The 26,466-nt window shown below is 68.7% G+C and carries 24 protein-coding genes; 17 read left to right on the top strand and 7 right to left on the bottom strand.

What is annotated here, in order from left to right:
• Window positions 1-55: 55 nt before the first annotated feature.
• From BBA86_RS06615 to BBA86_RS06590, 6 genes are all read left to right on the top strand, one after another.
• A complete protein-coding gene (locus tag BBA86_RS06615) occupies window positions 56-352 on the top strand; it encodes a DUF1905 domain-containing protein (RefSeq protein ID WP_065570839.1) in 297 nt (98 codons plus the stop codon).
• Window positions 353-356: 4 nt separating this feature from the next.
• Entirely contained in the window at window positions 357-878 is a 522-nt protein-coding gene (locus BBA86_RS06610; RefSeq protein WP_065570838.1) for a prepilin peptidase, read from the top strand.
• A gap of 78 nt (window positions 879-956) precedes the next feature.
• Window positions 957-1,970 carry a YihY/virulence factor BrkB family protein gene (locus BBA86_RS06605; RefSeq protein WP_065570837.1) on the top strand — a complete coding sequence of 338 codons (1,014 nt, stop codon included), beginning with the start codon at window positions 957-959 and terminating at the stop codon, window positions 1,968-1,970.
• 86 nt (window positions 1,971-2,056) lie between these two features.
• Window positions 2,057-4,540: a glycogen/starch/alpha-glucan phosphorylase gene (locus BBA86_RS06600; protein ID WP_141677840.1), complete on the top strand. Its 2,484-nt coding sequence runs from the start codon at window positions 2,057-2,059 to the stop codon at window positions 4,538-4,540.
• Between the two features lie 87 nt (window positions 4,541-4,627).
• On the top strand, window positions 4,628-4,870 hold the full coding sequence (locus tag BBA86_RS06595; RefSeq protein WP_065570835.1) for a response regulator: 243 nt from the start codon (window positions 4,628-4,630) through the stop codon (window positions 4,868-4,870).
• Complete coding sequence (locus BBA86_RS06590; RefSeq protein ID WP_065570834.1) at window positions 4,860-5,489, top strand: CYTH domain-containing protein; 630 nt, start codon at window positions 4,860-4,862, stop codon at window positions 5,487-5,489. The genes BBA86_RS06595 and BBA86_RS06590 overlap by 11 nt, the downstream gene beginning before the upstream one ends.
• Window positions 5,490-5,600: 111 nt before the next feature.
• On the opposite strand, the gene lpdA is transcribed toward BBA86_RS06590, so the two are convergent.
• The gene (gene lpdA / locus BBA86_RS06585) at window positions 5,601-7,001 is read right to left on the bottom strand and encodes a dihydrolipoyl dehydrogenase (RefSeq protein WP_065570833.1); all 1,401 of its coding nucleotides are present in this window, start codon (window positions 6,999-7,001) and stop codon (window positions 5,601-5,603) included.
• Window positions 7,002-7,030: 29 nt separating this feature from the next.
• Window positions 7,031-7,600: a copper resistance protein CopC gene (locus tag BBA86_RS06580; RefSeq protein WP_065570832.1), complete on the bottom strand. Its 570-nt coding sequence runs from the start codon at window positions 7,598-7,600 to the stop codon at window positions 7,031-7,033.
• 245 nt (window positions 7,601-7,845) lie between these two features.
• On the opposite strand from BBA86_RS06580, the gene BBA86_RS06575 reads away from it, so the two are divergent.
• From BBA86_RS06575 to BBA86_RS06565, 3 genes are all read left to right on the top strand, one after another.
• The gene (locus tag BBA86_RS06575; RefSeq protein ID WP_065572210.1) at window positions 7,846-8,334 is read left to right on the top strand and encodes an FHA domain-containing protein; all 489 of its coding nucleotides are present in this window, start codon (window positions 7,846-7,848) and stop codon (window positions 8,332-8,334) included.
• Between the two features lie 44 nt (window positions 8,335-8,378).
• Complete coding sequence (locus BBA86_RS06570; RefSeq protein WP_083199484.1) at window positions 8,379-9,011, top strand: MerR family transcriptional regulator; 633 nt, start codon at window positions 8,379-8,381, stop codon at window positions 9,009-9,011.
• Between the two features lie 100 nt (window positions 9,012-9,111).
• Entirely contained in the window at window positions 9,112-9,657 is a 546-nt protein-coding gene (locus tag BBA86_RS06565) for a MerR family transcriptional regulator (RefSeq protein WP_065570830.1), read from the top strand.
• A gap of 47 nt (window positions 9,658-9,704) precedes the next feature.
• Here BBA86_RS06565 and BBA86_RS06560 read toward each other — a convergent pair whose 3' ends face one another.
• On the bottom strand, window positions 9,705-10,520 hold the full coding sequence (locus BBA86_RS06560) for a ParA family protein (protein WP_065570829.1): 816 nt from the start codon (window positions 10,518-10,520) through the stop codon (window positions 9,705-9,707).
• A 97-nt stretch (window positions 10,521-10,617) separates the two neighbouring features.
• Here BBA86_RS06560 and BBA86_RS06555 point away from each other — a divergent pair, with 97 nt between their 5' ends.
• Genes BBA86_RS06555 through BBA86_RS06545 form a run of 3 tightly spaced genes read left to right on the top strand, consistent with a single transcriptional unit; the run spans window position 10,618 to window position 16,066 of the window.
• On the top strand, window positions 10,618-14,025 hold the full coding sequence (locus BBA86_RS06555; protein WP_065570828.1) for a pyruvate carboxylase: 3,408 nt from the start codon (window positions 10,618-10,620) through the stop codon (window positions 14,023-14,025).
• A 53-nt stretch (window positions 14,026-14,078) separates the two neighbouring features.
• A complete protein-coding gene (locus BBA86_RS06550) occupies window positions 14,079-15,578 on the top strand; it encodes a MinD/ParA family protein (RefSeq protein WP_065572209.1) in 1,500 nt (499 codons plus the stop codon).
• Window positions 15,578-16,066, top strand: coding sequence for a peptide deformylase (locus tag BBA86_RS06545; RefSeq protein WP_065570827.1), 489 nt, complete (start codon window positions 15,578-15,580; stop codon window positions 16,064-16,066). The genes BBA86_RS06550 and BBA86_RS06545 overlap by 1 nt, the downstream gene beginning before the upstream one ends.
• Before the next feature lie 51 nt (window positions 16,067-16,117).
• On the opposite strand, the gene BBA86_RS06540 is transcribed toward BBA86_RS06545, so the two are convergent.
• Complete coding sequence (locus BBA86_RS06540; protein ID WP_065570826.1) at window positions 16,118-17,953, bottom strand: AMP-dependent synthetase/ligase; 1,836 nt, start codon at window positions 17,951-17,953, stop codon at window positions 16,118-16,120.
• A 146-nt stretch (window positions 17,954-18,099) separates the two neighbouring features.
• Between BBA86_RS06540 and BBA86_RS06535 the strand changes: the two genes are divergently transcribed.
• The 3 genes from BBA86_RS06535 to BBA86_RS06525 all read left to right on the top strand — a co-directional run bounded on the left by BBA86_RS06535 (window position 18,100) and on the right by BBA86_RS06525 (window position 21,113).
• Window positions 18,100-19,035 carry an ROK family protein gene (locus BBA86_RS06535; RefSeq protein WP_065570825.1) on the top strand — a complete coding sequence of 312 codons (936 nt, stop codon included), beginning with the start codon at window positions 18,100-18,102 and terminating at the stop codon, window positions 19,033-19,035.
• A gap of 1 nt (window position 19,036) precedes the next feature.
• The gene (locus tag BBA86_RS06530; protein WP_065570824.1) at window positions 19,037-19,723 is read left to right on the top strand and encodes a lysophospholipid acyltransferase family protein; all 687 of its coding nucleotides are present in this window, start codon (window positions 19,037-19,039) and stop codon (window positions 19,721-19,723) included.
• Window positions 19,724-19,784: 61 nt separating this feature from the next.
• Window positions 19,785-21,113, top strand: coding sequence for a class II 3-deoxy-7-phosphoheptulonate synthase (locus tag BBA86_RS06525; RefSeq protein WP_065570823.1), 1,329 nt, complete (start codon window positions 19,785-19,787; stop codon window positions 21,111-21,113).
• Window positions 21,114-21,185: 72 nt separating this feature from the next.
• Here BBA86_RS06525 and pknB read toward each other — a convergent pair whose 3' ends face one another.
• Together pknB and BBA86_RS06515 are read right to left on the bottom strand one after the other, a co-directional pair.
• Window positions 21,186-23,144, bottom strand: a complete 1,959-nt coding sequence (pknB, locus tag BBA86_RS06520) for a Stk1 family PASTA domain-containing Ser/Thr kinase (protein ID WP_065570822.1) — start codon at window positions 23,142-23,144, stop codon at window positions 21,186-21,188.
• A 69-nt stretch (window positions 23,145-23,213) separates the two neighbouring features.
• A complete protein-coding gene (locus BBA86_RS06515; protein ID WP_223247040.1) occupies window positions 23,214-24,401 on the bottom strand; it encodes a LysM peptidoglycan-binding domain-containing protein in 1,188 nt (395 codons plus the stop codon).
• Window positions 24,402-24,587: 186 nt separating this feature from the next.
• Here BBA86_RS06515 and BBA86_RS06510 point away from each other — a divergent pair, with 186 nt between their 5' ends.
• Complete coding sequence (locus BBA86_RS06510) at window positions 24,588-24,914, top strand: Rv2175c family DNA-binding protein (protein ID WP_083199483.1); 327 nt, start codon at window positions 24,588-24,590, stop codon at window positions 24,912-24,914.
• A 19-nt stretch (window positions 24,915-24,933) separates the two neighbouring features.
• Here the strand turns inward: BBA86_RS06510 and BBA86_RS06505 are convergent, their stop codons facing one another.
• Complete coding sequence (locus BBA86_RS06505) at window positions 24,934-26,028, bottom strand: polyprenyl synthetase family protein (protein WP_065570821.1); 1,095 nt, start codon at window positions 26,026-26,028, stop codon at window positions 24,934-24,936.
• Between the two features lie 60 nt (window positions 26,029-26,088).
• Between BBA86_RS06505 and BBA86_RS06500 the strand changes: the two genes are divergently transcribed.
• Window positions 26,089-26,466 carry a DUF3040 domain-containing protein gene (locus BBA86_RS06500; protein ID WP_065570820.1) on the top strand — a complete coding sequence of 126 codons (378 nt, stop codon included), beginning with the start codon at window positions 26,089-26,091 and terminating at the stop codon, window positions 26,464-26,466.

Here is a 26,466-nt window from a genome sequence, read left to right as displayed (position 1 = left end):
GGCGGGCTGGGGATGCCGCGCGCCGAGGTGTGCGCGACATCGCTACCGTGACCCCATGATCGTCGACGTCGCCGGAGTCCTGTTCCGCTGGGAATCGCGGAGGGACGACTGGTACTTCGTCGCCCTGCCCGAAGAGGTCAGCGCCGACATCCGGGAGGTGCCACGCCCGGGCCGCGGATTCGGATCGGTTCCCGTCGAGGCGACCGTCGGCACATCACGGTGGCGGACCTCAATCTTCCCCGATGCGGGCCGCGGGGTGTACGTCCTGCCGCTGAAGCGATCGGTGCGCGAGCGGGAGGGCATCTCCGACGGCGACACGGTGCGGGCTCGCCTGGACGTGTTCGACGGTTGAGCCCATGCAGGTCCTGTTCGCCGATGCCCCGAGCCTCTGGGCGGTCATCGCCGTCGGCGCGGCCTATACGTGGCTGCTCGTCGCGTCCGTCGCCCTGTCCGTCATCGACGCGCGAACCCATCGTCTGCCCAATGCCTGGGTCCTGCCCGGATATCCGGTGTTCGGCGTGCTGCTCCTGGTCGCATGCCTGTCCGGCGCGCCGTGGTCGTCGCTGCTGCGCGCGGCCGTCGGCGGCGCGGCTCTGTTCGTCTTCTACCTGCTGCTCCGTGGGGCGGGCGGGGGTATGGGCGGGGGAGACGTCAAGCTCGCCGGTGTCCTCGGCATCGCACTCGGCTGGGCGGGCTGGTCGGCGCTCGCCGTGGGCGCGTTCGCTGGCTTCATCTTCGGCGGCCTCTACGGGGTGATCCTTCTCGCGACGCGGCGGGCGGGCCGGCGAACCGCCGTCGCCTTCGGGCCGTGGATGCTGCTGGGCGCGTGGACGGGAATACTCCTCGGCGGAGTCATCGCCGACCGCCTCGGGCTCTGAGCAGTCGAGCGGATGCCAGATACCGCGCCGCGACGCAAGGGTGTCCGGGCGGCACCCCTCGCTCGCTAGCGTGAGGGGATGGCCGACCGAACGAAGACCCCGCTCGTCCCGCGCCTGATCGCGAAGGCGCTGTCGTGGCGGATCGTCCGCGCCTACCTGCGGTACAGCGAGCGTCGCGGCCCCCTCCTCGCCGACAGCGTCACCTACCGCACCCTCTTCAGCGTCTTCGCAGGGGTCCTGCTCGGCTTCTCCGTCGCGGCGCTGTGGCTCGCCGGCAACCCGCAGGCGTGGCAGGGACTCATCGACGCCGTCGACAGCGTCATCCCGGGCCTCGTCGGTGACGACGGCGTCATCAAACCGGAGAGCCTCAGCCAGCCCGTCGCGTTCTCGCTTGCCGGTGCGTTGTCGCTCGTGGGCCTCGTCTTGGCGGCCATCGGGGCCATCGGATCGCTCCGAACGGCCCTGCGTACCCTGGCCGACAAGGTGCACGACGACACTCTCTTCGTCATCGTCCTCGCTCGGAACTTCGTCCTGGCCATCGTCATCGGTGCGGGCCTCGCCGCGGCCGCCGTGGCGACCGTCCTCGGTACCGCGGGCGTCGGGATCGTTTCGGAGTTCCTCGGGGTCGCCGCCGACAGCCCCGTGACCGTGGCCGTGAGCGCCGGGGTCGGCATCCTCGTCACCTTCCTCCTCGACACCGCCGTCGTCGCGCTGCTGTTCCGCACGCTGTCGGGAGTCCGCGCCCCCGCGAAGGCACTGTGGGTTGGGGCTCTCATCGGCGGATTCGGGCTCACCGTCCTGCAGCAGTTGTCGAGCCTGTTCGTGGGCGGCGCGGGGTCCAACCCCCTGCTGGCCTCGTTCGCCTCACTCATCGCGCTGCTCCTGTGGATCAATCTGTCCTGCCAGGTGATCCTCATCGCATCGTCCTACATCGTCGCCGCGACGCTCGAGAGCGAGGACCGGGTGCGACGCGTGCACGGTGCGACGACCCTTGCAGAACGACGCGTGCAGACCGCGGAGGACCAGGTGAAGGCAGCGGCCGACGAGCTCCACGCCGCGCGCGACGCTCTCGCCGCCGAGCGGGCGGGGTGACTCCCACCGTCACGGCGGGGTCACCGCTGTGTGAACTCTGACGCATCCTCTCGGTTCTGTCGGGCGATGGTGTGTACCGTCTAAGCGTGAAGAACCCGCGCCTTCAACCGAGCCACCCGATCGCCCTCGCGCCCGTCCAAGCACCCGAGCCGACCGTCGACGGCTTCGTGACGCAGTTCCTCCGCAACCTCAACGCCGGTCGTGGGGTCGCACTGTCGACGGCCACGGCGAACGACCGCTACTTCGCGCTCGCCGCGACGGTCCGCGACTACCTCATGGCCCGATGGCTCGAGGACGTCCGCCGCCAGCGCACGATCCAGTCGAAGGGCGTCGCGTATCTGTCCGCGGAGTACCTCCTCGGTCGCCAACTCGACAACAATCTGCTGGCGACGGGGCTCACCGACATCGCCGACGAGGCGCTCGTCGCGTGCGGTCTGGATCTCGAGGACGTCCGAGCGATGGAGGTCGAGCCCGGGCTCGGCAACGGAGGCCTGGGGCGACTCGCCGCGTGCTTCATCGACTCGCTCGCGACGCTCGGTGTGCCGAGCATCGGGTACGGCATCCGGTACGAGTACGGCATCTTCCGGCAGACATTCGTCGACGGTCAGCAGGTCGAGCAGGCGGACTCCTGGCTCGCGCTGGGTTCTCCCTGGGAGTTCCCGCACCCCGAGGCCGCGCAGACGATCTCGTTCGGCGGTCACACCGAGACGTACGACGACGGGGGAGTCGAACGGACGCGGTGGGTGCCGGCGTGGAACGTCCTCGCCGTGCCCTACAACTACATGGTCCCCGGCTACCACAACGGCCGTGTCAACACGCTTCGGCTCTGGAGCGCGCAGGCGACCCAGGGTTTCGATCTCCGCGTGTTCAACGCGGGCGATTACCAGGAGGCGGTCCGCGCGCAGACCTACGCGGAGAACATCTCGAAGGTGCTCTACCCCGAGGACTCGACGCCGCAGGGCAAGGAGCTGCGGCTGCAGCAGCAGTACTTCTTCGTCGCGGCATCCATCAGCGATTTCGTGAACCTCATCCTGCCGAACGACTTCGACCTCGCGAACCTGCCCGACCGGGTCATCTTCCAGCTCAACGACACGCATCCCGTCATCGGCGTGCCCGAGCTCATGCGCGTCCTCGTCGACGAGAAGGGGCTCGAGTGGGATGCCGCATGGCGGATCACGCAGCAATGCTTCGCCTACACCTGCCACACGCTGTTGCCCGAAGCGCTCGAGGTGTGGTCGGCGGACCTGCTGGGCCGGCTGCTGCCTCGGCACCTCGAGATCATCTACCGGATCAACGATGAGTTCCTCGACGAGGTCCGAGACCGGTTCGGCGACGACCCGGAACGGATCCGCCGGATGTCGATCGTGTCGCCCGACGGAGCGATCCGGATGGCGTATCTCGCCACCGTCGCGGGGTCGAAGGTCAACGGCGTCGCCGAATTGCACTCCCAGCTGCTCCGCGAGAAGGTCCTGCCGGACTTCGACGAGTTCTATCCCGGCAAGTTCACCAACGTCACCAACGGCGTGACGCCCCGCCGTTTCGTTCGCCTCGCGAATCCGGGGCTCTCGCGGCTCATCACCGACACGATCGGCGCGGGGTGGCTCACCGACCTCGACCGACTGCGCGAACTCGAGGAGTACGCCGACGACGCCGAGTTCCGCTCCGCGTTCCGCGCCGTCAAGGCCGCGAACAAGCGGGCCCTGGCACGGACCCTCGCCGAGCGCGATGGTCTCACTGTGGCCGACGATCACCTGCTCGACGTCATGGTGAAGCGGTTGCACGAGTACAAGCGCCAGACGCTCAAGCTGCTCCACATCATCACGGAGTACGACGCCATCGTCTCGGGACGCGTCACGCCCGATCAGGTGACGCCGCGGACGTTCATCTTCGGCGCGAAGGCGGCGCCGGGCTACGCGATGGCGAAGCGGATCATCCACCTCATCAACGCGGTCGGCTCCGTCGTCAACGACGATCCGCGCGTCGAAGGGCGCCTGAAGGTGTTGTTCCCGCCGAACTACAACGTGACCCTGGCCGAGCGCGTCGTCCCCGCAGCCGACCTGTCCGAGCAGATCTCCCTCGCGGGCAAGGAGGCGTCGGGGACCGGCAACATGAAGTTCGCGCTGAACGGTGCGCTGACGATCGGGACCGACGACGGCGCGAACGTAGAGATCCGCGAGCTGGTGGGGGACGAGAACTTCTTCCTCTTCGGAATGGCCGAGCCCGAGGTCGCCGACCTCCAGGCCCGGGGGTACCACCCGATCGACTTCGTCCGCGCGGACGAGAGCCTGTCCCGCGCGCTCGACCTCGTCTCCTCCGGGGCGTTCTCGGGCGGGGACGCAACGGTCTTCGAACCCGTCGTGTCGAACCTGACCCACCACGACCCGTTCATGGCCCTGGCGGATTACACCGACTACATCGCGGCGCAGAAGCGTGTCGACGCCCTGTACGCCGACCAGGATGCCTGGACGCGTGCGGCCATCCTGAACGTCGCGCGGTGCGGCTTCTTCTCGTCCGACAGGTCGATGCGCGACTACATCGACCGCATCTGGCACACTCCGCCGATCGTCTGATCCGTCGGATATCACCGGGTCGGCGCGCTGACAAGGCGTCGCGGGCCGACGCGTTCCCGCGATTAGAGTCGGATCCGGAGGTACACAATGGCTATTGCACGACTTCACGGCGGCCCGCTCGACGGCCAGGTCATCCCGCTCGAGGAAGACACGGATCAGCTGATCCTGCCCTACAGCGAGACGCAGATCACCTACGAGCGCAGCGGCGCTGATGAGAACACAGGGGAGAGCGACGGGCCGACGTCCGCCGACTTCCACTTCGTCGCCGCACAGGACGACATCGACCCGTCTGCGGACGAGCGCGACGACCGTTCGACCCTTGACGACTGAGCCGGAGCACTCGCTCGAGATCGAGCGGACCTACGACGTCGACGCCGGGACGCCTCTGCCCGACTGGGCACTGCTCCCCGGCGTCGCCGTCGTCGGTGCACCCGAGCCGCGCGAGCTCGACGCGCACTACCTCGACACCGCGGACGGCTCGCTCGGACGGGCCCGCGTGGCCCTGCGGCGTCGCAGCGGCGGCCCGGACGAGGGGTGGCACATCAAGCGCGTGACGCCTGAGGGTAAGGCGGAGTCCCGCTGGCCGCTCGACGACAGCGACCCCGACCACATCGTCGTCCCGTCGGCGATCGCGGCGGCCCTGGCGGAGATCGCCACCCCGCCCTTCGCGCCGCTCGCGCGGATCCGGAACGCACGCACGGCGTATGCACTGCTGGACACGTCGGGCGGGCTCCTCGCGGAGTTCGTCGACGATCGCGTCACCGCCACCGACGTTCGACGCGGTGTCGACAGGTCGTGGCGGGAGTGGGAGCTCGAGCTCGGTCCCGCAGCGCCGACGGATGCCGCGGCCCGCGACGCGCTCTTCGATGCGGCTGACCAGCTGGTTCGCGCCGCCGGGGGAGAGGTATCGACCTCGGGTTCCAAGCTGGAGCGAGCCCTCGGCCTCTGACTCAGTGCTCGTTAACCCACTGACGCCGCCCCCGGCTTCGTTCGGGGCGGCGTCAGTCGTGTTCGCCAGATTACTGAAGACCCATGCGTTCCGATAGGTCTCCCGCGGCGATCAGAGGTTGATCATGTGGCCGGCGAGGCCGTGGAATGCCTCCTGCAGGCCCTCCGAGAGCGTGGGGTGCGTGTGCACGTTGCGCGCCGCTTCGAGGGCGGTGAGGTCCCACTTCTGCGCGAGCGTGAGCTCGGGGAGGAGTTCCGACACGTCGGGGCCGATGAGGTGGCCACCGAGCAGCTCGAGGTGCTCGGCATCCGCGATCAGCTTCACGAAGCCGACCGGCTCACCCAGGCCGTTGGCCTTGCCGTTGGCCGAGAACGGGAACTTCGCGACCTTGACGTCGTATCCGGCGTCGCGGGCCTGCTGCTCGGTGAGTCCGAACGAGGCGACCTGCGGCGAACAGAACGTCGCACGCGGCATGTTGCGGTAGTCGCCGAGCGTCTGGGTCTCCGCCTTGCCGATGGTCTCGGCGGCGACGACACCCTGCGCCTCGGCGACGTGGGCGAGCTGCAGCTTGGCGGTGACGTCACCGATGGCGTACACGCCCTCGACGTTCGTACGCATGTAGTCGTCGATCTCGATCGCGCCACGGTCGGTGAGCTTCACGCCGGTCTTGTCGAGACCGAACCCCTCGACGCGCGGGGCGAAGCCGATCGACATGAGGACCTTGTCGGCCTCGATCTGACCCTTCGCGCCGTCGGAGTTCGCGGAGTACGACACGGTGACCTTGTCGCCGGAGTCGACGACGGACTCGACCTTGGTGGAGGTGAGGATCTCGATGCCGTACTTCTTGTACTGACGCTGGATCTCCTTCGAGACCTCGACGTCCTCGTTCGGGAGGGCGCGGTCGAGGAACTCGATGATCGTGACCTTGACGCCGTAGTTGCTCAGGACGAAGGCGAACTCCATGCCGATGGCGCCGGCACCGACGATCACGATCGAGTTCGGCAGCTCACGGGTGAGGATCTGCTCCTCGTACGTCACGACGTTCTCGCTCAGGGTGACGCCCGGAAGCAGGCGCACCGTCGAGCCGGTCGAGATGATGACGTTGTCGGCGGTGACGGTCTCGGTCGACCCGTCGGCCTTGGTGACCTCGATGGTTTTCGCATCGACGAAGGAGCCGCGACCCTCGTACTCGGTCACCTTGTTCTTCTTCATGAGGAAGTGGATGCCCTTGACGTGGGTGTCGGCGACCTTGCGGCTGCGGTCCCACGCGGTACCGAAGTCGAAGTTCACGTCGCCGCTGATGCCGAAGAGGTCGGCCTTGTGCGTGAAGGTGTGCGCGAGGTCGGCGTTCTTCAGAAGAGCCTTGGAGGGGATGCAGCCGACGTTGAGGCAGACACCGCCCCAGTACTTCTCTTCGATGATGGCGGTGGACAGTCCGAGCTGTGCGGAGCGGACGGCCGCGACATAGCCGCCGGGGCCGGCACCGAGGATGACGACGTCGTAGTGAGGCATGCCCCCAGCCTAGTCCGCTGCGAGTGCCCTCACTCCTTCGTGGCGCCCCGTCGGCCGCGGACGATCGCGACGGCGATGACGACCCCGACTGCACTGAAGATGATCGCTCCGCCGACCGCGTACGGGACCGCGTTGAACCCCTCGGAAGACCCCTCCGCCTGCTCTGCGAGAGTCTCGCCGCACTGCTCGACGGCGGCGACCTTCCCGTCCTCCCCGACGGAGAACGTGTACTCGTCCGAGATCGGGTGGCCGTCGCTCGAGACCGTTCGCCATTGCACGAGGACGGCGCCCTCGACCGGGCCGCTGATCGCCTGCGAGACGGTGTTGCCGTCGACCAGGGGGTCGCCGACGGCGACGTTCTTGCAGGCTTCGTCGTAGACGGCGAACTGCGTCACGCCGGGTTCCGTCGACGGCGCGTCGCTGAAGGTCAGGGTGATGCCGTCCGGCGTGGTTCCTGCGATCTCGTCCGCCTTCGGGTCCGACGAGAGCAGTTCGTCGTGTGCGGATGCCGCGGGCGCCGGCGCGAGGAGCAGGAGGGCGGCGACGGTCGCGGCGACGACTCCCGCGCGCCGCGAAGTGAGGCGTGTGGTGGAGATCATGTGGGCGAGGCTAGTGGGCTCGTCGGCGCCCTCCGTGGGCCTGTCGTCGCCGACGAGACGCCGCTACTATGCACCGGCCGGCGCCTGCGTGTTGTGTCCCGGGGCCGGTGTGCGCCAGGCTACCCAGGCGGGGTTCCGATCGTCGCCCGACGACTCGAGCGGAAACGCCGTCGGAGTGCGCCGATCCGGGGCGCCCGGCCACCGAGAGCGTGACCGATCGGTTACTGTTGAAGAAGGAGGACATCGTGGACGACACTCAGCGACCGAACGGCGACATCCATCGTGGTGCCGAGACGTCGGCGCACCCACGTCTCGTGGACTCGACGCAGACGTTCGGGCACGACTCCGACCTCTCCTTCGTGCCTTTCGGTGCCGAGTTGACTGCCGCCGAGGTCGAAGCCATCAACGCTCTTCCGGCACGGGCTGCCCTGCTGATCGTGCGGTCCGGCCCGACGGCGGGCGCGCGATACCTGCTCGACACCGATGTCACGACCGTCGGCCGTCACCCTGAAGCCGACATCTTCTTCGACGACGTCACCGTCTCGCGTCGACACGCCGAGATCACCCGCACGGGCGCGACGTTCGAGCTGATCGATCAGCGCTCGCTCAACGGCACCTACGTGAACGGCGAACGCGTCGATCGCGCGACGCTCACCGATGGCGCGGAGGTTCGGGTGGGCAAGTTCCGCCTCAACTTCTTCATCGCACCGGCCGAGCGGGCGATCAGCGCGTGAGTTCGGCCGCCGCCACCCGGGGACGAGCAGCGTCCTCGGGGTCCTTGAGCATCGGCCAAGTCCTCGCCCGGTTGAGTCCGGAATTCCCCGCCCTCACCGCCAGCAAGCTCCGCTTCCTCGAGGTGCAGGGAATCGTCACGCCGGTCCGGACGGACTCCGGCTACCGCAAGTTCTCCTCCGCCGATGTCGAGCGGCTGCGCACCGCCCTGACGATGCAGCGCGACTTCGGCATCCCGCTGGCCCGCATCCGCGAGTACCTCGAAGAGCACGGCGACGAGGTCGCTCCGGCCCCGCCGGCATCGATCGTCCAGACGTCCCGGCGCTACCGACGAGACGAGCTCATCACCGCAGCCGGTGCGACGGCGACACTGATGAACGAGGCGGTCTCCGCCGGGTTGATCGGCCCGGCCGACTCCTTCGACGAGCGGGCCCTCGGCGTCCTCCGTTCCCTCGCCGCCCTGAACGCCCACGGCATCCAGCCCCGCCACGTTCGAACGATCCGCCAGAGCGCGGAACGCGAGGTCTCGCTCATCGAGAGCGCCATCGCGCCGCTGCTTCGCCGCACGGACGCCGGCTCGCGCGCCCAGGCGAGTGAGACGGCTCCGGAACTCGCGCGCCGACTGGAAGAGATCCGTCAGGTCTTCGTCAGCGCCGCGCTCGAACGATTGACACCGTGACCGACGTGCGCGACACGCCGACGCCCGGGAGCCGGATGTCGTTGCCGGAGGACCGTCCCTCCTTTAGCGTGGAAGAACCACTCACCTGCAGGAGGCCTCGATGACCGCGCACGACGCGCTGGGCGAGCAGAAGTTCTCGACAGAACTCCTGTTCACCGACGGCCTCCCCGAGATGGACGACGAAGTCGGTTACCGCGGTGCCCAGGCGGCCCGAGCCGCCGGCATCACCTATCGTCAGCTCGACTACTGGGCGCGCACCGAGCTCGTCGAGCCCACTGTCCGAGGTGCGAGCGGTTCGGGATCGCAGCGCCTCTACGGCTTCCGCGACATCCTCGTCCTCAAGCTGGTCAAGCGTCTGCTCGACACCGGCATCTCGCTCCAGCAGATCCGCATCGCTGTCGATCAGCTCCGAGCCGCGGGGATCCGTGACCTCGCAGGCACCACGCTCATGAGCGACGGCGCGTCCGTCTATCTGTGCACCTCGAACGACGAGGTTATCGACCTCGTCAGTCGCGGCCAGGGCGTCTTCGGAATCGCCGTGGGCAAGGTTCTGCGTGAGGTCGAGACCACTCTGGTCGACTTCGACGCGCAGCAGCCCGAGCAGATGGACGAGCTCGCCGCTCGTCGCGCCGCGCGTTCAGCCTGACGTGGTCCGGATGCCGAGAGGCATCCCGTCCCACCGGCTCGGCGTGATCAGGCGGGCGAGGACGCCGTTCCGGTGACCGGGATGCGACCCGTCCGGACGATCCTGTCCAGCAGCGAGTCGAAGTCGGCTGCGAGTTCCTGCGCGGAGTCCCCGGGCCAGATGTGAAGAGGTTTCGCCGCGCCCTGCGCCTGCTGCAGGGACGTGCGCTCCGGTAGCTGAGGGGTCAGGACGAGCGGCCCGAACATGTCGCGCAGTTCCTTGATCCGGAACTGGTGCTCGATCGACTGGGGGCGAACACGGTTGACGACGATGCCGAGCGGCTGCAGCCGGGGAGACAGGCCGCGGCGGATCTCCTCGATCGCTCGGAGGGCACGGTCGGCGGCGGCGACGGAGAAGAGTCCCGGTTCCGTGACGACGACGACGCGATCGGATGCCGCCCACGCCGTACGGGTGAGGGCGTTCAGTGACGGGGCGCAGTCGATGAGGACGAGGTCGTAGTCGGCCTCGATGGTCGCGAGGGCCTCTTCGAGCTTCCAGACGTCGCGGACGCTCGGGTGCGGGCCGTCGAAGTTGATGGCGGACGGGCTGCCGATCATCACGTCGATCGTGCCGGGGTGGACCTTCGCCCATCCGCTCGAGGTGATCGCCTGACGGACGACCTTCTCTTTCGGGTTGGCGAGGACGTCGGCGATGTTGAGTCGCCCGGCGACCTGGATGTCCATGCCTGTCGACACGTCGGACTGCGGGTCCAGGTCGACGACAAGGGTCCGTACCCCGCGCGCGAACGCCGCGGAGGCGAGGCCCAGGGTCACGGTCGTCTTGCCGACGCCACCTTTGAGGGAGCTGACGGAGAGTACGTGCACAAGGCTCAACGTTACCGTCCCCTAGGCTGTGAGGGTACTCAGCCCGTACCTCGGTGGCCTCGGAGCAGCGGCCCCGCACCTGACAGAGGTGAAGAGCATGTTTCGCAAGATTCTGGTCGCCAATCGCGGAGAGATCGCCATCCGCGCATTCCGTGCCGCGTATGAGCTGGGTGCTCGGACCGTGGCCGTGTTCCCCTACGAGGACCGGTACTCGCTGCACCGGCTGAAAGCGGATGAGGCGTACCAGATCGGTGAGGTCGGGCACCCGGTGCGGGCGTACCTCGACGTCGACGAGATCATCCGCGTCGCCCTCGAGTGCGGCGCCGACGCGATCTACCCCGGCTACGGATTCCTGTCCGAGAACCCGGAGCTCTCGGCGAAGGCAGCCGCGCACGGCATCGCCTTCATCGGTCCGTCGTCGACCGTCCTCGAGATGGCGGGCAACAAGGTCACAGCCAAGCAGCACGCCATCGCGGCGGGGGTCCCGGTGCTCCGATCGACGGACGCCTCGGATGACATCGACGCCCTCGTCGCGCAGGCCGACGAGATCGGCTTCCCGATCTTCGTGAAAGCCGTGGCCGGCGGCGGCGGACGGGGGATGCGGCGCGTCGAGCACCCGGATGCCCTCCCGCCCGCGCTGTCGGAAGCGATGCGCGAGGCAGGCAGCGCCTTCGGTGACGCCCGGGTGTTCCTGGAACAGGCCGTCCAGCGACCCCGACACGTCGAGGTGCAGATCCTCGCCGACAAGGTGGGCAACACGGTTCACCTCTTCGAGCGCGACTGCTCGGTGCAGCGCCGCCACCAGAAGGTCGTCGAGATCGCCCCGGCGCCGAACCTGGCCGACGAGGTCCGGCGCAGCCTTCATGCCTACGCGGTGGCTTTCGCCGAATCGATCGGTTACGAGAATGCCGGGACGGTCGAGTTCCTGCTCGAGACGGCGGGCCCGCGCACGGGCGACGTCGTCTTCATCGAGATGAACCCGCGCATCCAGGTGGAGCACACCGTGACCGAGGAGGTCACGGACGTCGACCTCGTGCAGTCGCAGATGCGGATCGCGGCGGGGGAGACCCTGGACGAGCTCGGCCTCCGCCAGGAGCAGATCCACCTGCGCGGTGCCGCACTGCAGTGCCGCATCACGACAGAGGACCCGGCTCACGGGTTCCGTCCCGATACGGGCAAGATCACGACCTACCGCTCGCCCGGCGGTGCCGGCATCCGTCTCGACGGCGGGACGACCGCGGCGGGGTCCCAGGTCAGCCCGCACTTCGACTCCATGCTCTCGAAGCTGACCTGCCGCGGCCGCGACTTCCAGGCCGCTGTCGTCCGCTCGCGCCGTGCGTTGGCGGAGTTCCGCATCCGCGGGGTGTCGACGAACATCCCGTTCCTGCAGCGAGTGCTGGACGATCCTGCCTTCGTGGCCGGCGACCTCAGCACGGCGTTCATCGACGAGCGACCCGAACTGGTCATCGGACGCGAGTCGAAGGACCGCGGGTCGAAGATCGTGTCCTGGCTCGCCGACGTCACGGTGAACCGGCCGAACGGCGACAGCCCCGTTCACACCGATCCCGCAGCCAAGCTCCCGGCCGTCGACCTCGACGCCGCTCCGCCGGCGGGATCGCGCCAACGCCTGCTCGAGCTCGGTCCGCGCGGGTTCGCAGAGGCGCTTCGATCCCAGCCGGGCCTGGCGGTGACCGAGACGACCTTCCGCGACGCTCACCAGTCTCTGCTCGCGACCCGGGTGAGGACGAAGGATCTCGTACGCGTGGCGCCACACGTCGCGCGGCTCACGCCGCAGCTCCTGTCGGTCGAAGCCTGGGGCGGGGCGACCTACGACGTCGCACTCCGGTTCTTGGGCGAGGACCCGTGGGAGCGGCTCGATGCGCTCAGGACCGCGCTCCCCAACGTCGCCATCCAGATGCTCCTGCGCGGGCGCAACACGGTGGGATACACGCCGTACCCCACGAAGGTCACCGACGCGTTCGTCGCGGAGGCCGCGGCATCCGGTGTCGACATCTTCCGTATCTTCGACGCACTCAACGACGTCGCCCAGATGCGCCCCGCGATCGAGGCGGTCCTCTCCACCGGTACCGCCGTCGCCGAGGCGGCCGTCTGCTACACCGGGAATCTCCTCGACCCCACGGAGGACCTCTACACGCTGGACTACTACCTGCGGCTGGCAGAACAGGTCGTCGAGGCGGGTGCGCACATCCTCGCGGTGAAGGACATGGCGGGTCTGCTGCGTCCGGCCGCCGCGACGAAGCTCGTCACGGCTCTCCGCGAGCGATTCGATCTGCCCGTCCACGTGCACACGCACGACACCGCCGGCGGTCAGCTCGCGACTCTTCTCGCGGCCACCGCCGCGGGGGCGGACGCCGTCGATGCGGCAGCCGCCCCGATGTCGGGCACGACGAGTCAGCCGTCGCTGTCCGCGCTGGTCGCGGCGCTGGCGGACACCGATCGCGACACCGGCCTGGACCTGCAATCGGTCTCGGACCTCGAGCCGTACTGGGAGGCCGTTCGCAACCTGTACGCGCCCTTCGAGTCGGGCCTTCCCGGTCCCACGGGCCGCGTCTACCACCACGAGATCCCCGGCGGTCAGCTCTCGAATCTCCGTCAGCAGGCCATCGCTCTCGGGCTCTCGGAGGACTTCGAGCTCATCGAGGACATGTACGCCGCGGCGAACCGCATCCTCGGCCGCGTTCCGAAGGTGACCCCGTCGTCGAAGGTCGTCGGCGACCTCGCCCTGCACCTTGCGGCAGTGAAAGCAGACCCTGCCGACTTCGAGGCGAACCCCGAGAAGTACGACGTGCCCGACTCGGTCGTCGGGTTCATGGCCGGCGAACTCGGCGACCTCCCCGGAGGTTGGCCGGAGCCGTTCCGCTCGAAGGTCCTGGCGGGCCGCTCGGTCAAGACGGGGATCACGGAGCTCTCCTCGGACGACACCGCCGCCCTCGATGCCGACTCGCGGACGCGCCGGGACAAGCTCAACCGCCTGCTCTTCCCCGCGCCGACCAAAGCGTTCCACGAGGTCCGGGAGACGTACGGCGATCTGAGTGCGCTGGACACGATCGACTACCTGTACGGGATGCGGCCGGGCCAGGAGCACGTCGTGGAGATCGAGCGTGGGGTTCAGCTCTACGTGGGCCTCGAAGCCGTCGGCGAGGTCGACGACAAGGGCATGCGGACGGTCATGGCCACGCTCAACGGGCAGCTGCGACCCGTGACGGTTCGCGATCGGTCCGTCGCCGTCGAGGCGCGTCAAGCCGAGAAGGCGGACACCTCGAAGCCCGGCCAGGTGGCAGCGCCGTTCTCGGGCGTCGTGACGGTGAAGGCCGATGAGGGGACGAAGGTGCGCGCGGGCGAGCCCGTGGCGTCGATCGAAGCCATGAAGATGGAGGCGGCCATCGCCGCTCCCGTCGACGGGGTCGTGGATCGTGTCGTCATCGCGTCGACTGCTCAGGTGGAGGCGGGAGACCTTTTGCTCGTGGTCCGTCCCGCGGACTAACCTGGTGCGTCGGGCTTTTCGAGCCCCGAGATCCACCAGGAGTGACCCCCGTGATGCGTGAGCGCGACAACGAGACGTCGGACGACGTCGACAACGGTGTGCTCGAGCGCACCGACAACCTCGAGACGACCGGCATCGGCATCGTCGACGGAGCGACCGCGCAGATCGACCTCGCGCTCCCGCCGCTCACGGGTGATGACGACGACTACGTCGACGACGAGGATGCCGCGCTCCCCGTCGACGACCACGACCTCGTTCACGACGAGCCTGCGTCTGCCGAGGCGGACTCTCCCGAGGAGGCCGTCACGGATGAGGGCCCGGCCGCTGACGACCGCGATGGCGAGACGGCCGCTGAGGCCGGTGTCGCGGGGACGCCCGCATCGGAGCACTCGGGCGACGACGGGGCGTCGGATGAGTCCGAAGTCGTGGAGGCAGAGATCGTGGCGCCCGCGGTGACGACGGCCGTGACCACGCACACCGGGTCCACCCGTCGTGCCATGCACCAGGCCGCCTCGAGTGACAAGCACGCGCTCGAGCGGGTCCGCGGAGCGCGCATCGACGAGGAGCCGTTGCAGTCGCGACGCCTCGACCAGCTCGGCGCCGACCGTGAGAGTCCCGAGTTGCTCACGGCTGACCGACTCATCGACCGTTCGCGCGTCGCAGCGTCCGAGCCCGAGGGCGTGTGGCAGCGTCTCGTCTACAGTGCGACGGGCCGCCGCGTCATCCTCGCCGACAGCTCCCGCGTTCGCGCCCGCAAGGAGCTGGATCGTCGCATCTCCGCTCCTCTCGCCGGTGGCGCCAAGTTCGTCCCTGTCCTCTCCCGCAAGGGAGGCGTGGGCAAGACGAGTGTCACCACCCTGCTCGGGATGGCTCTCGCGGATGCGCGGGAGGACCGCGTCATCGCGGTAGATGCCAATCCGGACCGCGGCACCCTCGCCGAGAGGATCGGACGCTCCAGCGGCAAGACCGTGCGCGACCTCGTCCGCTCGCGTGCGGGGGTCAAGGGGTTCAACGACCTGTCTGCGATCGTCGCGCGCGACGAGACGCGGCTCGACATCCTGGCCTCCGACGCTGACCCGCATCTGTCCGAGGCGTTCAGCGACCGCGACTACCACGATGTCGCATCCATCGCGGCTCACTACTACTCCATCGTCCTCACCGACAGCGGGACGGGGATCGTCCACTCGGTGATGGATGCCACCCTCGAACTGGCCGATCAGCTGCTCGTCGTCGCGGGCCGCAGCGTCGATGAGGCGAAGCTCGCGTCGGAGACGCTGTCGTGGCTGGAGTCGAACGGCTACGCCGAGCTCGCCCGCAGCGCGGTGGTCGTCCTCAACACGTCTCGTCCGGGCGCGAGCCTGGTGCGTCCGAGCGAGCTCGAGGCGCATTTCCGCACCCGAGTGCGCGCGGTCGTGACCATCCCTTACGACGCTCACATCGCGACCGGGGGACCGATCTCCTTCCGCGCCCTGTCGGCGTCGACGCGCCTCGCCGCGCGCGAGCTCGCGGCCGTCGTGGTGGAAGGCCTGCGTCCCGCGGGGGCGGTGCGCTGATGCCGGTGCGTCAGATCCGGCTGTTCGGCGATCCCGTACTGCGCAGCGTGTGCGCTCCGATCGACCGGATCGATGACGGTGTTCGCCGTCTCGTCACTGATCTCGTCGACTCGGTCGGCGAGCCGGGGCGCGCCGGTGTCGCCGCTCCGCAGATCGGCGTGGGGGTGAGGGCCTTCAGCTACAACGTCGACGGCGTGATCGGATACGTCCTGAATCCTGTCCTCGAGGTCGCGGGGGACGCTGTGCCGACGGGGGAGGGATGCCTCTCCGTGCCGGGTCTCTGGCATGACGCGATGCGACACCCGTGGGCGCGGGTCACCGGCATCGACCTGGGCGGCGACGAGCTCGTCGTGGAGGGGGAGGGTCTCCTCGCGCAGGCGCTTCAGCACGAGTGCGATCACCTGGAGGGCATGCTCTACCTCGACCGGCTCCCGAAGGACGTGCGACGGCAGGCGATGCGCGAAGTCAGGGAATCCGACTGGTTCTGACCTCCGAATCGACAGAAGGCCCCGGCATGCCGGGGCCTTCTGTCGTCAGGCTCAGTGGCCGAGCGAGATGTTCGTCGTCGAGACGTTCGCCTGGTACAGCTCGTCGATGTCGGCAGCGAAGTCCGACAGGATGACGTTGCGTTTGATGCTCATCTTCGGCGTCAGGTGGCCGGATGCCTCGGTCCACTCGGTGTCCAGGATCACGAACTTGCGGATCGATTCGGCGCGGGACACCGACGCGTTGGCGCGGTCCACGGCCGTTTGCACCTCGGCGACGACCTTCGGGTGGGTGATGACCTGAGACATCGGCAGGTCAGCGGAGAGGCCGTTGTTCGACATCCAGGTCGGCAGCATCTCCCGGTCGAGGGTGACGAGCGCTCCGATGAACGGCTTCTGGTCGCCGACGACGACGACCTGACCGACGATCGGGTTGGCGCGGATCGGATCCTCCAGCACCGCCGGCGCGACGTTCTTCCCACCGGCGGTGACGATGATCTCCTTCTTGCGCCCCGTGATCGTGAGGTACCCCTCCGAATCGAATGTGCCGATGTCACCCGTGCGGAACCATCCGTCGTCGAACGCCGCGGCGGTCGCCTCGGGATTGCGCCAGTACTCCTTGAACACGTTGACGCCGCGGACCTCGATCTCGCCGTCGTCGGCAAGACGCACGCCCACGCCCGGGAGCGCCGGACCGACGGTGCCGATCTTCGACTTCGTGGCGAGGTTGACGGTCGCCGGCGCTGTCGTCTCGGTCAGCCCGTACCCCTCGAGGATCTGGACGCCGAGGCTGTGGAAGAAATGGCCGAGGCGAGACCCGAGCGGAGCGGACCCCGACACGGCGTGCTGGACCCGACCGCCCATGGCGGTGCGCAACTTGTTGTAGACGAGGCGGTCGAACAGAGCGAACTTGATCTTCATGCCGAGGGGGATCTTCTCCCCGTCCTGCAGGCGGCGTGAGTGCTCGACCGCAACGGCGGCGGCGGCGCGGAAGATCTTGCCCTTTCCGCCCGCCTCCGCCTTCTGCTCGGCGGAGTTGTAGACCTTCTCGAACACACGGGGCACGGCGAGCAGGTACGTCGGCTTGAACGAGCCGAGTCCGGCCAGGAGCTTTGTGGTGTCGGGCTCATGGCCCGTCTTGACGCCGCCGTGGATGTTGAGGATGGAGATGAAGCGCGCGAACACGTGAGCGAGCGGGAGGAACAGCAGCGTCGAGGCTCCCGGCTGCTGGACGACTTCGTGGAGCGCCTTCGCGGAGTTGCGCGAGAGTTCGACGAAGTTCTTGTGCGTCAGGACGCAGCCCTTCGGCCGACCGGTCGACCCGGACGTGTAGATCAAAGTCGCGATGTCGTCGGTGGCGGCCAGAGTCCGACGACGTTCGATCTCCTCATCGGAGATGGCGGACCCGCTCTTGCGCAGCGTGTCGAGGTCGCCGGACTGCATCGTCCAGACGTCACGCAGGAGCGGAACCTCGGAGCGGATCTCGGCGACGCGCTCGGCGTGCGCGTCGCTCTCGACCACAATGGCGACGGCCCCGGAGTCGCTCAGGATCCAGTTGATCTGCGACGGCGAGCTGGTCTCGTAGACGGGAACCATGACGGCCCCGGCGAAGAAGAGGGCGAAGTCGACCAGCGTCCAGTTGTACGTGGTCCGCGCGAGGAATGCGACTTTGTCGCCAGGCTGGATGCCGCTCGCCGCGAATCCCTTGGCCAGGGCAACCACCTCCCGGTGGAACTCCGCTGCGGTGATGTCGCGCCAGCCGTCCCCGTCGGGGACCGCGAACAGGGCCAGCGAAGGAGTCGCCTTCACCCGCTCCACGAGGATGTCTGAGGTGTTCGCGGTCGGATCCGCGGGCACGACAGCGGGGACGTCGAATTGTACGGCGCTCATGGGCGGCAACTCCTTCGGTACCGGGTGGCGTCAGGTGCGACCGAGTCTAGGGCATCGTGATCCTCGATCCCACGGCGGCAGAGGGATGCACGGCCCCGTTAGACTCGCGGATGCCGTGCGGCCTCGCACGCGCGGAGAGGAGTGGCGTGCTCAACGTCGGCATCGACATCGGTGGGACCAAGATCGCCGGCGGCATCGTCGACCCGGATGGTGTCATCGTCGACCGCCGCCGCGTTCCCACCCCCGCCGATCCGCACGATCTGGCGGATGCCGTCGCGGGGATGGTCGATGAGCTCGTCGCGGATCGCGTTGTCCACGCCGTCGGCGTCGCCGCCGCGGGGTTCATCGACGCGAGCCGCTCGGTGATCCTCCACGCGCCCAACATCGACTGGACGGACGAGCCGCTGCGCGACGAGCTCGAGCGTCGTATCGGGCGACCGGTGACGCTCGAGAACGACGCGAACGCGGCCGGGTGGGGCGAGTTCCGCTTCGGGGCTGGACGCGAGGTCAGCGACATGGTCATGATCACCCTCGGAACGGGCGTCGGCGGGGCTGCGATCATCGACGGCGAGCTTCTCGTGGGGGGCAACGGCATCGGTGCCGAGCTCGGCCACATCCGGTTCGAGCGCGGAGGGCGTCCCTGCGGATGCGGACAGAACGGCTGCCTCGAGCAATATGCCTCCGGCCGCGCGCTGCAGCGCGAGGCCGCCGACATCGCCGGCTCCGGTTCGCGGGGCGCCGCCCTTGCGGCGGCGCGCACGGCGGAAGGGATCGTGCCGGCCGCAGCCATGGAAGCGTTGATCTCCGCGGGCGACGCGGGAGCCCTCGAAGCGGTCGACCGCGTCGCGACGGCATTGGGTGAGGCGTGCGGCGGTTTCCAGGCTGTGCTCGACCCGGCGCTGTTCGTGATCGGAGGCGGTGTCGCCGATCTGGGCGAACACCTGCTGCACCCCGTGCGCGAGGCGTATGCGACGGCGCTGCCCGGGTACGGCGAGCGGCCCATCGCCTCGTTCGCGATTGCGACCCTCGGCAACGACGCCGGGCTCATCGGCGTCGCCGACCTCGCGGGTGGCCGGGTCTGACATGATCTACTGGGTCCTGAAATACCTGATCATCGGACCGATCGTGAAGGCGATCTTCCGTCCGTGGATCGTGGGACGCAGCAACATCCCGGCATCCGGCGCCGCCATCATCGCGAGCAACCACCTGTCCGTGAGCGACTCCATCTTCCTGCCGCTCATGATCGACAGGTCCATGTCCTTCCTCGCCAAGAGCGACTACTTCACGGGCAAGGGCCTGAAGGGGTGGGCGACCCGGGTCTTCATGCAGGGAACGGGCCAGATCCCGATCGATCGCACCGGCGGGAAGGCGTCAGAGGCTTCCCTCAACACCGGACTGCAGGTCCTCGGCCGCGGTGACATCCTCGGGATCTACCCCGAGGGCACCCGCAGCCCCGACGGCAAGCTGTACCGGGGCCGTACCGGTCTGGCGAGGATGGCGCTGACCGCGCGAGTCCCCGTGATCCCCGTGGTCATGATCGGTACCGATGACGTCATGCCGATCGGCCGGTCGATACCGCGGGTGGGACGGGTCGGCATGGTCATCGGTGAACCGCTCGACTTCAGCCGGTTCTACGGCATGGAGTCCGACCGCTTCGTGCTGCGCTCGGTGACCGACGAGATCATGGTGGCGCTCCAGCGCATGGGGGAGCAGGAGTACGAGGACGTCTACGCGTCCACGGTCAAGGACCGTCGCCCCGCCGCAGCCTGAGGCGCCGTCGAGCCCTCGTCACACGACCGACGGCCCCTTCCCTCGTCGGTAGAATGAGCGGATGCCCACTCCTCTCGACCACTGGCGCTCGCTCCCGATCAAGCAGCAGCCGTTGTGGCCCGACGCGGATGCGGTCGCTGCCGTCTCCGCCGAGATCGCGACCCTTCCGCCCCTCGTGTTCGCCGGCGAGGTCGACAACCTCCGCGCGCGCCTGGCGAAGGCGGCCTCCGGTCAGGCTTTCCTCCTGCAGGGAGGTGACTGCGCCGAGACGTTCGCCGGTGCCACGGCCCAGCAGATCCGCGACCGCATCAAGACGGTCCTCCAGATGGCGGTCGTCCTGACGTATGGCGCATCGATGCCCGTCGTGAAGATGGGCCGTATGGCCGGCCAGTTCGCCAAGCCGCGCTCGAGCGACACCGAGACCCGCGGCGACGTGACGCTGCCGGCGTACCGCGGTGACATCGTCAACGGCTACGACTTCACCGAAGCCTCGCGTACGGCAGACCCGCAGCGCCTGCTGAAGGGGTACCACACCGCAGCATCGACGCTGAACCTCGTCCGCGCATTCACGCAGGGTGGTTTCGCGGACCTCCGCGAGGTCCACAGCTGGAATCAGGGCTTCGCGAAGAACCCCGCCAATCAGCGCTACGAGCGCCTCGCCGGTGAGATCGACCGCGCCATCAAGTTCATGGAGGCCGCGGGGGCGAACTTCGACGAGCTTCGCGGCGTCGAGTTCTACACCGGCCACGAGGGTCTGCTCATGGACTACGAGCACCCGATGACCCGCATCGACTCGCGAACGGGCACGCCGTACAACACGTCGGCCCACTTCCTGTGGATCGGCGAGCGCACGCGCGAGCTCGACGGCGCTCACGTGGACTACTTCTCGAAGATCCGCAACCCGATCGGGGTGAAGCTCGGACCGTCGACCACGCCCGAGACGGCGCTGGCCCTCATCGACAAGCTCGATCCCGAGCGCGAGCCCGGACGTCTCACGTTCATCACGCGCATGGGCGCCGGCAAGATCCGCGACGCGCTCCCGCCGCTGCTGCAGGCCGTGAAGGATGCCGGTGCCACTCCGCTCTGGGTCACGGACCCCATGCACGGGAACGGCATCACCACGCCCACCGGTTACAAGACGCGTCGCTTCGACGACGTCGTCGACGAGGTTCGGGGCTTCTTCGAGGCTCATCGCGCCGTCGGTACGTTCCCGGGCGGCATCCACGTGGAACTCACCGGCGACGACGTCACCGAGTGCCTGGGCGGTTCGGAGATGATCGACGAGGCGACGCTGGCGACGCGTTACGAGTCGCTGTGCGACCCGCGACTGAACCACATGCAGTCGTTGGAGCTGGCCTTCCTCGTGGCCGAGGAGCTCGGCAAACGCTGACGCACGTTCCGACGAAGGCCCGGCGGCGATGACCGTCGGGCCTTCGTCGTTTCGACGAGGGGATGCCGGGCCTCAGCCGAACGGCTGGAACTGCGGCGTCAGGCTGATCGTCGTCCCCGGGCGCTGCAGACTCCCGCCCTCGGGCGTCATGGAGCGGACGCGGTAGACGTCCCAGTACCGTCCTCCGAGAGGGATCTCCGCGTCCTCGATGTTCGGATTGACCTTGAAGCCGGCTGACTGCAGTCTTTCGACGGCCGTGCGCACGGTCTCGCCGACGACGTTCGGTACCTCGACGGGTCTCGGCCCGTCGGAGACGACGATCGTGATGGTCTCGCCCTGCTGCCACGAACCGCCGCCGGGACGATCTTCGACGCGGATGACGAGGTCGTCGGACACCGAGCTGCTGTACTCCCGCTCTTCGTCGACCTTCATCCCGACGTCCGTGAGGGCCGCGGATGCCTCGTCAGCGCTCTTTCCGGTGACGTCGGGAAGAGCGCCCAGGGATACACGGAGCTCGGCGCGGGATCCCTCGAGGACGGAGCAGCCGTCGGTGCATTCGACGGGTTCGGCCGCGCCGGCCTGAGTGACGTATACGCGGACGACCCGTTCGGCGGCGAAGGTCGTGAAGTACTTCTTGACCTCGGCGATCTCGATGTTCCTCTCCTGCAGCAGCGACTCGACCTCGGTGCGCGTCCTGTCCTGCAGCGCCGGCAGCTCGGTGGTCGCCGGCCCCGACGAGATCCTCACCGTCACGGTCGCGTCGCGGTCCAGGAACGTCCCGGGGTCGGGGTCGGAGCCGATCGCCTGGCCGACGGGGACGGTCAGACTGTGCACGTCACTCCGTTTCGCAACGAGCGCGTTGTCCGCGAGGACGTTCTGTGCGTCGTCGAAGCTCATCCCCTCGACGGTCGGCACGGAGACGAGCGATCCGGGGCCGGAGCCGAACCACCATCCGAGACCACCCGCCGCGGCCGCGAGGAGGAGGACGACGGCGAGGAGCCAGGTTCCTTTGACCGTGTTGCGGTGGGACCGACGGCGCAGTCGCGTGGCGTTGTCGACCTCGGTGGTGACGCTGGGTGCGGTGAACGTCCCCGGCATGACGCGGGTGAGCTCGTCCGAATCGAGGGAATCGTCGACGACCACCGTCGAGCCCGCGGGCGTCGAACGCACGACCTGAGGGAAGACCCCGAGCTGCTTCTCGATGTCCCGCAGACGCTCCAGCATCTCGCGCGCATCGGTGGGGCGGTCTTCGGGTGAGCGCTCCGTGGCCCACAGGACCAGCTCGTCGAGCGGCTCGGGCACCGCGGGATTCTTGACGCTCGGCCGGGGAACGGAATGCGTCGCGTGCTGGTAGGCGATCTGCATCGGCTGCTCGCCCTTGTACGGCTGCTCACCGGTGAGCATCTCGTAGAGCATGATGCCGAGCGCATAGATGTCGCTGCGCGCGTCGGCCGTGCCGCGGGTGACGAGCTCGGGGGCGAGGTACGCGATCGTGCCGAGGAGCATTTGACCTGTCGCGGTGTTGGCGCTCGTGGCGCGTGCGAGGCCGAAGTCGCCGATCTTTATCCGGCCGTCCTCGGCGAGGAGGACGTTCTCCGGCTTCACGTCACGGTGCACGATGCCCGCGCGGTGCGCGGCGGACAGACCCGACAGGATCGCGTCCATGATCGTGATCGTCTGGGGGAGCGTGAGCCGCTTCTGTTCCCGCAGCAGTTCGCGCAGGGTGATGCCGGGCAGGTACTCCATGACGAGATACGCCATCTCGCCGTCCTGGCCCTGGTCGAAGACGTTGACGACATGCGGGTCCGCCAGCCGCGCGGCGGACCGGGCTTCCTGGATGAACCGGTTCTGGAAGACGGTGTCGTCCGAGAGGTGGCCGTGCATGACCTTGAGTGCTACGCGTCGTTCGAGGCGCAGATCGGTGGCGACGTAGACCGTGGCCATCCCGCCTCGGGCGATGCGGCCGCGGACGCGGTACCGGCCGTCGACCAAGTGGCCGATCAACGGGTCGGTCTGCGGGGTGGCGGTCACGTCAGAAGTCTACGGAGCAGACCCTGCGAGCCCGGGTAACGGCGCACCCCTCTCGGTGGGGAGGCGTGATCATCCGTAGAGATCGAGCCAGCGGTAGGCCTCGTCCTTCCAGGGGCCGTACCTCTCCGGGTAGGCGGAGATCTGCACGGCCTGTGCGGCGTCGCCGAAGGCCATGTCCTCCCAGTCGTCGACGTCGAGGAGACCGCGCGTGCGGTCGCCGTTCGGGTCGGAGGGTCCGCCGAAGAATGCGGCCGCGGATCGGCGAGGGTCGCGGATCTGCTCCTCGCTTCCCCACCCGGCGCTCGGGCGCTGCTGGAAGAGGCCGAGGGAGTCGCGGTCGCCGCCGTCGAGGTTGCGGATCCACGACTCGACCATGGCCGTCGCGAGCGCGATCGCGATCCCGTCTCGCGACACGCCCCGGTCGCGTCCGACCTGGATGATGGTGCGGATGTTCGCGATCTGCTCCGCATCCAGTGCCGTCCGTGCGGGCCGGGATTCGGATGCCGTGGCACGGGGGGCCGCAGCGGTGGGGATGCGGAGCCTCTGTCCCGGGTAGATGATGGATGCCTCGTCGAGCCCGTTCGCGTCGAGCAGCCGCGCGAGGCTGGTGCCGCTCTTGGCAGCGATCGCCCAGAGAGTCTCACCTGCCGACACCTCGTGCACGGGCCCCGTCGCCGGTCGCGGCGAGGTCGTCGTCGCGGCGCGCGGCGACGACAGGGCGGTGACCGTGAGCTTCTGGCCGGGGTGGATGATCGAGGAGGACCCCAGGTCGTTGGCACGCGCGAGAGAGGCGGCGCTCATCCCGTGTCGCGTGGCGATGGACCAGAGCGTGTCGCCGGAGCGGACCGTGTAGGCGGACGCCGACGTCTCGGCAGCTCGGGAGGGGGAGGTGTCCGTCTTCTCCGCCTTCGGCCCGAGCCGGAGGACGTCACCGGGATGGATGACCGAGCGCCATCCGAGACCGTTCCATGCGAGGACGTCGGCCGTGCGGACGCGGTTGGCCGCCGCGATCGCGCTGACCGTCTCTCCGCGGGCCACGACATGCGTTCGGACCGCGCTCTTCGCCGCGGGCGTCCCGACGACAGCCTCAGCACGCACGGCTACCGCGGGGGAGACGTGCACCTTCGCTGAGAGCGGCTCGGGAGCCGAGCGCTCGTGCTCGTCGGCGATGGCTGCGTCGACCGGGATGAGCGACAGCGAGAGCGCAATCGATCCGATCACGGCGGGGGCGCTCCTGTGGCGCAGGGCAGCGGGCATGACGTCGTTCCTGTACACAGGTGTTCCTTCGTTCAGCCCCAGATCGTCGATTTCCCCTCCGAAACCGTGACACGCCGGTGTGACTGCTGTCAATCAGTGGGGTGCATGTGGCGGGTGTTACTCGCGACGATGAGGGATGCTCGGCGCAACGGATGCGATAGTGGAACCGTGAGTTCTTCTACGCCCGTGTCCACTGATTGGCTGAGTCTTCCCGAACTGGTCGAGCTGACCGGAGAGCCGGTCGGGCGCGTGCGGCGGATGCTCGACGAACATCAGCTCGTCGCCTCCCGCCGGTTCGGGGCTCCGCGAGTCCCCTCCGTCTTCCTGGTCGACGGCGCGCCGCTCTCGTCGCTCCGGGGGACGATCATCGTCCTGCACGACGCCGGCTTCACGGATGACGAGGCCATCGACTGGCTTCTCGCACCCGAGGAGTCGATCGGTTTCGCGCCGATCGAGGCTCTGCGTCAGGGGCGCAAGAGCGAGGTCCGACGGGTCGCGCAGACGCTCGCCTGACCGAGCGGATGCCTGTCCGTCAGGCGGCGCGGACCGTCGCCGCCTGAGCGAGGTCGCGCAGTTCGCCCACTGCGGCATGGCCGAGTCGTGCCCCACGGAGGGCGCGGTCGGCCTCGGTCGCCCAATCGGCGATCAGCTGCTCGACCCGGGCGAGTGCGCCGGTGTCGACGATCGTCTGCTGCAGATGTACGACCTGGTCGGGGCTGAGGTCCCGCTCGCCGACGAGTTCGTCGAACACGCGGAGCGCACTGGCGCCGAGCGACGCGCGGGCATAGGCGATGAGGAGCGTGCGCTTGCCTTCGCGAAGGTCGTCGCCCACGGGCTTGCCGGTGACCGCGCTGTCGCCGAACACACCGAGGACGTCGTCGCGTAGCTGGAAAGCGAGGCCGACGGGGTGGCCGAACGCCGCCAGCGCCCGGTACTGCTCGTCGTCTGCGTGCGCGAGCGTGGCGCCGAGCTGGAGCGGGTGTTGCACGCTGTACCGAGCGGACTTCAGAGAGGCGACGCGTAGGGCGCGATCGGGGTGCGTGTCGACGGGGGCGACGACGTAGGCGGACTCCTCCGCGACATCGAGGAACTGCCCGATGGTCACTTCGCGGCGCATCCGTGCGAACTCCGTGCGTGCACGATGCGCCCGCGGGTTCTCGACATCCGCCAGCCCCTCTTCGAGCAGGTCGTCGCTCCACGCCACGAGGAGGTCGCCCAGGAGGATCGCGGCGGACCGGCCGAACTCATCGGCGTCACCCGCCCAGGCGTTCGCGCGGTGCTCCGCTTCCCACGCTCGGTGGGAAGCAGGCCGTCCTCGCCGGGTGTCGGATCGATCGATGACATCGTCGTGCACGAGCGCTGCGGCGTGGAAGATCTCCAGCGCGGCGGAGGCGGTGATGACCTCTTCCGGGGTGCTCGGAGTGCCGCCGTTCGCGGTGGCGACTGCCCGCCATCCCGCGAGGCAGAAGCGGGCTCGGAAGGCCTTGCCGCCGGTCGCCGCGGCGGCCCCGGAGGCCACGAAGGCGCGCGCTTCGTCGCCGAAATCGGATGCCGCCTCGCGCTGCGCCCCGAGGAACCTCTCGACTCGCTGGGAAACGGCGACGATCGGGTCGTGAGAGGAGGACACAGGCCTAGCCTAGTGATCGCGCGGACGCGTACACTTGACGGACCGAACCGAGGGGGATGCATGCCACTGTCAGAGCAGGAGCAGCGTCTGCTGGACGAGATGGAACGCCATCTCATGCGCAACGACGCCGATGTTGTCAGCGCGGACCGCGGGGCGGCCCCGCTCAGCTACCGCAACATCGTGTACGGGTCCGTCATCGTCCTGCTGGGCATCGCGGGACTCGTCGTCGGCGTGGCCACATCGCTGATCGTGATCGGCGTGATCGCCTTCGTCGTCATGGTGGGCGGCGTCGTTCTCGCGTTCACTCCGGCGAAGGGCGCCGCTGCTGCGCGCAGCGCCACCGGCACGCGCAAGCCTCGTACGGCGAACGCTCCGGCATCCGCCTCCTTCATGGATCGCATGAACGACCGCTGGGACCGCCGCAACGACGATCGCTGA

The sequence above is a fragment of the Microbacterium oleivorans genome, from assembly GCF_001691565.1.
In the GTDB taxonomy this organism is placed as follows: Bacteria; Actinomycetota; Actinomycetes; order Actinomycetales; family Microbacteriaceae; genus Microbacterium; species Microbacterium oleivorans_B.
The sequence above is the reverse complement of the archived record's forward strand: the minus strand, read 5'-3'. Positions and strand labels throughout refer to the sequence as shown.